Origin of the sequence: Actinoplanes sp. NPDC023936 (assembly GCF_040639325.1) — a bacterium.
In the GTDB taxonomy this organism is placed as follows: domain Bacteria; phylum Actinomycetota; class Actinomycetes; order Mycobacteriales; family Micromonosporaceae; genus Actinoplanes.
Map to the genome: position 1 here is coordinate 298,061 of NZ_JBEZZR010000004.1, position 9,489 is coordinate 307,549.

At 72.1% G+C, this 9,489-nt stretch carries 10 protein-coding genes; 5 read left to right on the forward strand and 5 right to left on the reverse strand.

Features of this window, described 5'->3' with window-relative positions; genetic code table 11:
- The first annotated feature begins 32 nt into the window (after positions 1 to 32).
- The 4 genes from rplT (at position 33) to pheT (ending at position 4,968) form a co-directional block, all read left to right on the forward strand.
- Complete coding sequence (gene rplT, locus AB0F72_RS07645) at positions 33 to 425, forward strand: 50S ribosomal protein L20 (RefSeq protein WP_360426798.1); 393 nt, start codon at positions 33 to 35, stop codon at positions 423 to 425.
- 69 nt (positions 426 to 494) lie between these two features.
- On the forward strand, positions 495 to 1,268 hold the full coding sequence (locus AB0F72_RS07650; RefSeq protein ID WP_360426801.1) for an RNA methyltransferase: 774 nt from the start codon (positions 495 to 497) through the stop codon (positions 1,266 to 1,268).
- Between the two features lie 156 nt (positions 1,269 to 1,424).
- A complete protein-coding gene (locus AB0F72_RS07655; protein WP_360426804.1) occupies positions 1,425 to 2,486 on the forward strand; it encodes a phenylalanine--tRNA ligase subunit alpha in 1,062 nt (353 codons plus the stop codon).
- 4 nt (positions 2,487 to 2,490) lie between these two features.
- The gene (pheT, locus tag AB0F72_RS07660) at positions 2,491 to 4,968 is read left to right on the forward strand and encodes a phenylalanine--tRNA ligase subunit beta (RefSeq protein WP_360426807.1); all 2,478 of its coding nucleotides are present in this window, start codon (positions 2,491 to 2,493) and stop codon (positions 4,966 to 4,968) included.
- A gap of 116 nt (positions 4,969 to 5,084) precedes the next feature.
- Here pheT and AB0F72_RS07665 read toward each other — a convergent pair whose 3' ends face one another.
- Positions 5,085 to 6,449 (reverse strand): M20/M25/M40 family metallo-hydrolase, encoded by a 1,365-nt coding sequence (locus tag AB0F72_RS07665; RefSeq protein WP_360426810.1) that lies wholly within the window; start codon positions 6,447 to 6,449, stop codon positions 5,085 to 5,087.
- 66 nt (positions 6,450 to 6,515) lie between these two features.
- Here AB0F72_RS07665 and AB0F72_RS07670 point away from each other — a divergent pair, with 66 nt between their 5' ends.
- Positions 6,516 to 7,037: a VOC family protein gene (locus AB0F72_RS07670; RefSeq protein WP_360426813.1), complete on the forward strand. Its 522-nt coding sequence runs from the start codon at positions 6,516 to 6,518 to the stop codon at positions 7,035 to 7,037.
- A gap of 74 nt (positions 7,038 to 7,111) precedes the next feature.
- Here AB0F72_RS07670 and AB0F72_RS07675 read toward each other — a convergent pair whose 3' ends face one another.
- From AB0F72_RS07675 to AB0F72_RS07690, 4 genes are read right to left on the reverse strand one after another with little or no spacing between them, the layout of a single operon-like run.
- Positions 7,112 to 7,345, reverse strand: coding sequence for a hypothetical protein (locus AB0F72_RS07675; protein ID WP_360426816.1), 234 nt, complete (start codon positions 7,343 to 7,345; stop codon positions 7,112 to 7,114).
- An 18-nt stretch (positions 7,346 to 7,363) separates the two neighbouring features.
- Entirely contained in the window at positions 7,364 to 8,140 is a 777-nt protein-coding gene (locus AB0F72_RS07680; RefSeq protein ID WP_360426819.1) for a hypothetical protein, read from the reverse strand.
- Between the two features lie 19 nt (positions 8,141 to 8,159).
- Complete coding sequence (locus AB0F72_RS07685) at positions 8,160 to 8,438, reverse strand: hypothetical protein (RefSeq protein WP_360426822.1); 279 nt, start codon at positions 8,436 to 8,438, stop codon at positions 8,160 to 8,162.
- Between the two features lie 51 nt (positions 8,439 to 8,489).
- Positions 8,490 to 9,239 (reverse strand): GNAT family N-acetyltransferase, encoded by a 750-nt coding sequence (locus AB0F72_RS07690; protein ID WP_360426825.1) that lies wholly within the window; start codon positions 9,237 to 9,239, stop codon positions 8,490 to 8,492.
- Positions 9,240 to 9,489: the final 250 nt, after the last annotated feature.

Consider the following 9,489-nt stretch of genomic DNA (forward strand, 5'->3'; position numbering starts at 1 on the left):
AGCCTGACCGGTTCTTTAAGGAGTAACGAGAAATGGCACGCGTCAAGCGGGCGGTAAACGCCCAGAAGAAGCGCCGCACCCTGCTCGAGTCCGCGAGTGGCTACCGCGGCCAGCGCTCGCGCCTGTACCGCAAGGCCAAGGAGCAGGTGCTGCACTCGATGCAGTACGCGTACCGCGACCGCCGTGACCGCAAGGGCGACTTCCGCCAGCTGTGGATCACGCGGATCAACGCGGCCGCTCGGGCCAACGGCATGACCTACAACCGCCTGATCCAGGGGCTGAAGCTGGCCGAGGTCGAGGTCGACCGCAAGATCCTGGCCGACCTCGCGGTCAACGACGCCGCCGCGTTCGCCGGCATCGTCGAGGTCGCCCGTGCGGCCGTCGCGGCCGAGGGCACCGGCGGCGCTGCCGCTCAGGCTGCCTGATAACGCGAAGCACGTTCGAGGCGCCTTCCGAGTCACTCGGGAGGCGCCTCTTCCTTTAGGTCGGAGCGGATGTTCACACCTCGTACCCCCAGAATCGTCGCGGCCCGGCGTCTGCAGCGCCGCAAGGATCGCGATCAGAGCGGCCGTTTCCTCGCCGAAGGGCCGCAGGCCGTTCGCGAGGCCCTCGCCGCCGGCGCCGTGCTGGAGCTCTTCGGCACCGCGGCCGGGCTGACCCGGTACGCCGACCTGGCCGCGATGGCGCCCGAGGTCTCCCCGGTCACCGACGACGCCCTCGCCGCGCTCACCGAGACCGTGCACCCGCAGGGCCTGGTCGCGGTCTGCGAGCAGAACGACGTGCCGATCGCCGAGGCGCTCGCGAAGCAGCCCCGGCTGGTCGCGGTGGTCGCGGAGATCCGCGACCCGGGCAACGCCGGCACCGTGCTGCGCACCGCCGACGCCGCCGGCGCGAGCGCGGTGATCTTCGCGGGCGACGCCGTCGATCCCTACAACGGCAAGTGTGTACGGGCCTCGGCCGGCTCACTGTTCCACGTGGACGTGGTCCGGACCCCGCTGACCGTGCTCGACCTGCTGCAGGACAGCGGCCTGCAGGTGCTCGCCACCAGCGGCACCGGTGAGGACGACGTGGACTCGCTGCTGGACGGCGGTCAGCTGGCCGCGCCGACCGCGTGGCTGTTCGGCTCCGAGGCGCACGGGCTGCCCGAGGACGCGCTGAAAGCCGCCGACCGCCGGGTCCGGGTGCCGATCTACGGCGGAGCGGAGAGCCTCAACCTCGCCGCGGCGGCCGCCGTCTGCCTATATGCCTCGGCTCGCGCACAGCGCTGACGGTATGCTGGGGCGCATGTCAGGTCGTCTCCTGTTTATGCAGCCCGCTGGTCGCGGGCGCTGATCTGACGTTCTCTGCGCTCCCCTTGACCGGCGGGCTGCGGCCCAGCCGCGCCTCCGTAGACTGCCCGATGGCAAACCGGTGTGAGGGAGAATATGTCCTACCGCAACGATCCGTACGATCCGAAGCAGGCCGTCCTGCTGGCGCCTGAGTCCCTCGAGAGCGCTGTCGCCGAGGCCGAGAAGGCGTTCGCCGAGGCCACCGACCTCGACGCGCTCGCCGCGCTGAAGCCGGCGCACCTCGGTGACCGCTCCCCGGTGTCGCTGGCCCGGCGGGAGATCGGCTCGCTGCCGCCGGCCGCGAAATCCGACGCCGGCAAGCGGGTCAACGTGGCCCGCCAGGCCGTGCAGGCCGCCTTCGACGCCCGCACCGCCGCGCTGGAAGCCGACCGTGCCGCCCGGGTGCTCGTCGAGGAACGCGTCGACGTCACTCTGCCGTGGACGCGCCGCCCGCGCGGCGCCCGGCACCCGCTGACCACGCTGATGGAGCACATGGGCGACGTCTTCGTCGGCATGGGCTACGACATCGTCGACGGTCCCCAGCTGGAGCTGGAGTGGGCCAACTTCGACGCGCTCAACATCGGCCCGGACAACCCGGTGCGCGGCTCCTCGGACACCTTCTTCGTGGACCTGCCCGGCCTGGTGATGCGGACGCACACGTCGCCCGGCCAGGTCCGCACGATGCTGGACCGGCAGCCGCCGATCTACATCGTCAGCCCGGGTCGCGCGTACCGGACCGACGAGCTGGACGCCACGCACAGCCCGGTGTTCCACCAGATCGAGGGCCTCGTCATCGACGAGGGCATCACGATGGCTCACCTGCGCGGCACGCTCGACTACTTCGCTAAGGCGATGTTCGGGCCGGACGCGAAGACCCGCTGGCGGCCGCACTACTTCCCGTTCACCGAGCCGTCCGCCGAGTTCGACGTCTGGTTCGCCCAGCACCGCGACGGCCCGCGCTGGGTCGAGTGGGGTGGCTGCGGCATGGTCAACCCGCGGGTGCTCACGGCCTGCGGCATCGACCCGGCGAAGTACTCCGGGTTCGCGTTCGGCATGGGTGTCGAGCGGACCCTGATGTTCCGCAACGGCGTCTCCGACATGCGCGACATGGTCGAGGGCGACGTGCGGTTCACCACGAACTTCGGAATGGAGTCCTGAAGCGATGAAGACGTCACTGTCGTGGCTGCGCGAGTACGTCGAGCTGCCCGCCGGGATCACCGCTTCGGAGCTGGACGCCGCGCTGACCAACCTGGGCATGGAGGTCGAGGGCATCGTCGACCAGGCGGCCACGGTCTCCGGTGACCTGGTCGTCGGCCGGGTGCTGACCATCGAGGAGCTGACCGGCTTCAAGAAGCCGATCCGGTTCACCACCGTCGACGTCGGCCGGGACACGCCGCAGGAGATCGTCTGCGGCGCCCGCAACTTCGCCGAGGGCGACCTCGTGGTGGTCATCCTCCCCGGCGGCGAGCTGCCCGGCGGGTTCAAGATCGGCGCCCGGAAGACGTACGGCCGGAACTCCCACGGCATGATCTGCTCCGCCGCCGAGCTGGGCCTCTCCGGCGATCACTCGGGCATCATCGTGCTGCCCGCGGACTCCGCGGCGCCGGGCGTCGACGCGCGGCCGGTCGTCGGCCTCGACGAGGTGCTGATCGAGGTCGAGATCACTCCGGACCGTGGGTACGAGATGAGCGTCCGCGGTATCGCCCGCGAGCTCGCCACGTACTTCGATGTCCGTTTCACCGACCCGGCCGAGATCGACGCCCCGGGCGCGACCGCCGGCGTGCCGCATCCGGTCGAGATCGAGGACACCGTCGGGTGTGACAGGTTCGCGGCCCGGGTGGTCCGCGGCGTCGACCCGGACGCGCCGTCCCCGGAGTGGATGCAGCGCCGCCTCGTCGCCGCCGGCATCCGCACCATCTCGCTGCCGGTCGACATCACCAACTACCTGATGCTCGAGCTCGGCCAGCCGATGCACGTCTTCGACCTGAACCGGCTCCAGGGCGGCCTCGTCGTGCGCCGCGCCCGCCCCGGCGAGAAGCTCACCACGCTGGACGGTGTGGCCCGGTCGCTCGACGCCGAGGACATGGTGATCTGCGACGAGACCGGTCCGATCTCGCTCGCCGCGGTGATGGGCGGCGAGACCAGCGAGTGGCAGCAGGGCACCGTCGACGTGCTCCTGGAGGCCGCGCACTGGGACCCGGTGATGGTCGGGCGGACCGCCCGCCGGCACAAGCTGTTCAGCGAGGCCGCCAAGCGGTGGGAGCGGGGCGTCGACCCGCAGTTGCCGCTCGCCGCGCTGGAACGGGCCGTCCAGATGCTCACGTCGCATGCCGGGGGAACCGTCGACGAGCGGATTCTTGACATCAACCACGTGGTCCCGCCCGCCGTGGTGCGGCTGCCGGCCACGCTGCCGTCCAAGATCATCGGGCTGGACTTCTCCGCCGAGCGCGTGGCCGAGCTGCTGACCAAGGTCGGCTGCGACGTCACCGGCGCCGACGAGCTCGAGGTCGTGCCGCCGTCCTGGCGTCCCGACCTGCTCGCCCCGATCGACCTGGTCGAGGAGGTGGCGCGGCTCGGCGGGTACAACGAGATCCCGAGCGTGCTGCCGCCCGCCGGCAGCAGCAACGGGCTCACCGCGGCGCAGCGTCAGCGTCGCTCGATCGGCCGGGCTCTCGCCGAGAACGGCTACGTCGAGGTGCTGTCCTACCCGTTCGTGGCGCCCGGCACGGCGGACGCGCTCGGTCTCGCGGCCGACGATCCCCGGCGCAGCGCGGTGCGGCTCACCAACCCGCTCTCCGAGGAGGAGCCGCTGCTGCGTACGTCGCTGCTCGCGCCCCTGCTCGGCACGCTCAAGCGTAACCTGAGCCGGGGTCGCCGGGACGTCGCGCTCTTCGAGACCGGCACGGTGTTCCTGCCGTACCTCACGGCGACCGCGCCCCCGGTGCTCGGCGTCGACAGGCGGCCCACCGTGGACGAGTGGACCGCCGCGAACGCCATCGTCCCGGAGCAGCCGTGGCACCTCGCCGTCGTGCTGACCGGCGACGTCGACCCGGCCGGCTGGTGGGGTGACGGGCGCGCGGCCTCCTGGGCGGACGCCATCGAGGCGGCGCGCGTCACGGTCGCGGCAGCCGGCCTGCCCGCTTCGCGGGTTTCGGTACGGGCCGCCGAGTACGCGCCGTGGCACCCCGGCCGCTGTGCCGAGATCCTGGTCGACGGAACCGTTGTCGGCCACGCGGGCGAGCTGCACCCGTCCGTGATCGCCGCGTTCGACCTGCCGAAGCGCACGTCGGCGGCGGAGCTGAACCTGAACCTGCTCCCCGCCGCCCCGGTGATCGACGCGACCCGGATCTCCACGTTCCCGGCCGCCCTGATCGACGTGGCGCTGGTCCTGGACCGCACGGTCCCGGCCGCGGACGTGCAGGCCGCGCTCGCCGAGGGCGCGGGCGAGCTGCTCGAGTCGGTGTCGCTCTTCGACGTGTACGAGTCCGAGCAGCTCGGCGCGGGGAAGCGCTCGCTCGCCTACAAGCTGACGTTCCGCGCCCCGGACCGGACGCTGACCTCCGAGGAGACGGTCGCGGCCCGGGACGCGGCCGTGGCCGTGACGGCCTCCCGTTTCGGCGCCGTGCTGCGCGGCGCCTGACCCCGCGTGTCGACTTCGGGTGCGCTCCGCACCTGAAGTCGACACGCTGGACCTGCTTCACCCGCGTGTGTGGAATTGGGGTGCGCTCCGCACCTCAATTCCACCCGCGGGGCCGGTCAGCTTGCCGGTTGCGGCGCCGCCGCCGGGCTGCGGTTGCCGGACGTGTCGACCGCCCGCACGCCGAAGAAGACGTTGTCCTTGGAGATGTCGATCGTCACCTCGGACACCTTGCCGACCCTGACGACGTGCTCCCAGTCCGGGGCCGTGGTCTCCCGCCAGACCACCTCGTAACCCGCGAGGTCCGGCTCGGCGCCGAGCTGCCAGCGCAGCGTGGTCTCGTTGGTCAGCCGGGTGGTGTCGATGACGACGCCGCGCGGGGTGCCCGGCGCCTGGGCGAGGCTCCACAGGGCGGCGGCGTTCACCCGGGCCACCCGGGCGATGTAGTCGAAGTCGCAGAACTCGACCAGGTCGCCGTACTGGACGCCGTTCTCCACCCGCACGTCCTGGTGCTCGTGCGCGAAGTTCTCCCGCGGCTCGGTGAAGCGCCCGGCCGGATAGCCGCGGAGCAGGAACGAGATGTGGTCGCTGCCGCGCAGGTAGCGGTCGCGGCGCCAGATGACGCGCACGTCCATGCCCTCCGGCGCGACGTCGTCGACGAACCGGCCCAGCTGCCGGGACGGACCGTCGTTCTCCCCGCCGACGCTCCGGCGGGTGTTCGCCTGGGCAGGCGTCTCCGAGGACGGCACACCCTCCACGAACAGCCTGACCGACCGGTTGGCGGGGCGGGTGCCGTCGTGGGCGTCGCCGGTGCCGACGATGTCGTTGCTGAACATGGCCTGGACGTCGGCGTTCGCCTCCTTGTAGGCCTGTGCCATGTGGTCGGAGCCGTACAGTCCCTGCTCCTCGCCGGCGACAGCGGCGAAGACCAGCGTCGCCTCGGACTCAGCCGTGGCGAGGACCCGGGCCAGCTCCATGATCACGGCGACGCCCGAGGCGTCGTCGTCGGCGCCGGGCGCGTCGCTCTCGGCGTCCATGACGTCGGAGGCGCGCGAGTCGTAGTGACCGGTCACCACGTAGATCCGCTCCGGCGTGACGCTGCCGCGCAGGGTGGCGATCACGTTGGTGATCGTGGTGGGCGCCGGGATCCGGGGGGAGACCGGCTGGACGAACGACTGGAGTTCCACTGTCATCCGTCCGGCGGACCTCGACGCGTACCCCTGCAGTTGATCGAAGATCCAGTCGCGGGCGGCGCCGATGCCGCGCACCGGGTCGGTCTGGGACGAGAGGGTGTGCCGGGTGCCGAAGGCGGCGAGCCGGCGGACGGTCGCCTCGATCCGCTTCGGGTCGATCTCCCGCAGAATCGCGCGGAGGCGGGCATCGGGCGTCCGGGCCGGTGGCCCGGCGGCGTGGGCGGCCGCCGGGATCGCCAGGGGTGCGGCGACGGCGGAGGCCGACAGGGAGAGAACGGTACGTCTATCCATAGGCGGCAGTCTATTCCTAGGAATTGCGGCCATGAACTGTCCTGATTCTCGCGTAGCGTCGCCCGCATGACGACACCGACCGGCTACACCACCGTCGCGCCATGGGTGGTCACCGACGACACCGGCGCCTTCCTCGACTTCGTGACCGAGGTCTTCGCCGGTGAGGAACTGGCACGGGTTCGCACCGCGGACGGTTTGATCGGTCACGGCGAGATCCGCGTGGGTGACACGGTGGTCCTGGCCTTCGACAGGCGCCCCGATTGGCCGGTGACGCCGAGCCTGCTCCGGGTCTTCGTCCCCGACGCCGACGCGGTCTTCGCCCGTGCCACGGCCGCCGGCGCGCGGGTGGTCACCGAGGTCGCGAACGACGCGTTCGGCAATCGGGGTGGCCGGATCCGTGACCCGTTCGGCACCATCTGGTGGGTGGTGAGCCCTCTCGAGGAGGTCGCCGAGGACGAGATCTGGCGGCGCCTCGCCGAGCCGGCCTACGCGGACGGCATGCGGATCGCCCAGGAGACCCTGGACGCCGAACTCAGCGGCCGGGCGCACGGCCGCGGCAGCACGCCGCTGAGGCCGGACGCGAGATGAGCCCGAGCGGCCGGTGGGAGCGGCCCGGGGTGGGAGATCGTGGAGGCGGTGCCGCAGGCGGCCCCCCGTGCTGATCAGCCGGCGTCCGGCCGGCCGGTTCCGGCCAGGCGGGATCGCAGGCGCCACACCCAGGCCAGGTAGGCGACGCAGATCACCAGCATGATCACGCCACAGGCGATCCAGGCCCAGCGTTCGAACGGCTCGCCGGCCAGGGCCGCCCGGACGAAGGCGAGGATCGCGAGCGCGAGCGGCCCGCCGCCCCAGGTGAGGTCGCTCAGAGTGAGGTCACGCAGGATTCGTGCCAGCATGACCCGCACTGTACGAAATCAGTCCCAGCGGGGGTCGCCGCCGACGATCTCGACCGGGGTGCCGGCCCGCGGGTGGCCGAAGATCTGCGCGGCGCTGTCGCCGCGGGAGAGGAGCTCGTGGAACGAGCGGCCGTGCCAGCCCGAGCTGCCCGGGGCGAACGACATCGTGCCGGCCGGGACCTCGAAGACGCCGTCGCTGATCGTGGCGGACGCCTCGGCCTCGCCGATCCGCACCCGGACGGACGTGCCGGCCGGGGCCGGTGCCGCGTCCCAGGTGGTCTTGATGTTGCCGTAACCGTCGGTGTACGCCACCGCTTGTTTGGGTGGCGGCCCGACCGGCAGCTCCTCGCCGAGCAGGCTGTCGTCGCCGCCGGCCAGGGCCGCGAGCGCGGCCGGGAACACGTCCCGCGAGCGGAACTGGGAGCCGTGGTCGGCGACCCGCACCGCGCGGATCGCGACACCCTCGGCGGCCAGGAAGGAGAGGCTGGCGCCCGCGTTCACGCCGACGACGAGCACGCCCGAGTCGAGGCGGGCGGCAGCGAGGCGTTCCCCGGCGTTGTTCGCCCGAGGCTCGTCCCGGTCGCGGCGGGGCGCGACGTTCGCGTACACGATCCGGTCGGATGGACCCTCGCCGAGGGCGAGCTGAGCCACGCAGAAGCCGGCGGCGACCGTGTCGAACGCCGGCACCGGCACCGTGATGACCTCGGCCGCGGGCAGCAGCAGGGCGATGTGCTGGCGGACCTCGGCGAAGGCGAGGTCTCCGGTGCCGTAGTCGGCGACGACGGTGAGCAGCATGAGCCGAAGATTACTCCGATTACGGGCGGTTTGCCCGGAGTAGCCGGCGAGCCTCCGGGCGCTCCTCGGGGTCCACGCGCGTGCACCCCGAGGAGATCAGCTCCCAGCCACCGGTGGCGAGGGCCTCGTCGATCAGCGACCGGACCCGGTCCACCCGGTGCGGCTCGGCCGCGAACAGCAGGCGCAGCCGGTCACCGCGCAGGCGGACGACGACCTCGTGGCCGGCGAGCGCCGCGGCGACCGCGGACTCCTCCGGAGCCGGAACCAGAACCGCCTGGTGCGCGTAGACCTGCCGCATGACCGCAACGGTAGCCGCGCCGGCGCACCGGAGCACACCGGCGCGGCATGCTCACCGGGAGATGTAGAGCCGGCGCCCGGCCGGGGCGAAACCGACCCGCTCGTAGACCCGCCAGGAGTCCTCGCCGCCCGCCTCCAGCCAGGCGATCTCCACGCCTCGCCCGAACAGCAGCCGGGCGATCTCCGCGGTGATCGCGCCGCCCAGGCCACGCCGCCGGAACGGCTCCCGGACCCCGATGCCGCCGATCTCACTGAGCCTGTCCTGCGGTGTCATCGCCTGCCCGCCACCCGCGCGTTCACCGTCGGCGGCGCGCGCGAGCAGGGCGATTCCGCCGCCGTCCTGAGTGCGGCGGATCCGGGCGACATCGGCGTCGGACGCCTGCGGCGCCGCGCCGAACGCCTCATTCGTCGCCGCGGCCAGATCGGCCCGGTCCAGGTCCGTGCCTGCTTCCGCCAGAACCAGATCCGAGGGTACGGGCGGAGCGTTCAGCGTCTCCGGCGTGCAGATCAGATACTCCTGCCGGGCCTCGACCGTGAAACCGGCCGACAGCAGGAGACCCTCCAGGGCGGGAGCGCTGCTCGTCACGTACTCCAGGCGGGGTTTGCGGCCGGCCTGCTCGAACGTCTCGATCAGCGCCTTGACATCGGCCGCGGTGATGGCGGCGCCGGGCTGCGGCGTCGCGTAGTTGACGAAGGGACTGTCGGTTCCCGAGTCCAGCCCGGCCACGAACGGGCCGACCTCGACGGCCTGCGGACGGGTACGCAGGTTGGACACGACGGAGCGCTGGATGCGCAGATCCATGATGGGAGTGACCTTTTCGAAAGAGGAAGTGACGACGTCTGCGGAAACGTGGGACCACCGCAGGCGGACGGAACCGTCAGCGGCGGCCGTTCGGCCGGGCGGCGATCACAGGCTTCACTCTCTCGAGCACTCGGGGAGCACGGTAGATCCGTAGCTCGCCCGGAAAGGTTTTCACACCGTGGGGCGGCACCGCAAGCACCGGTGCGGGCCGGCCGCCTGCGCGGCCCGCACCGGGCTCGGGAACCACTCG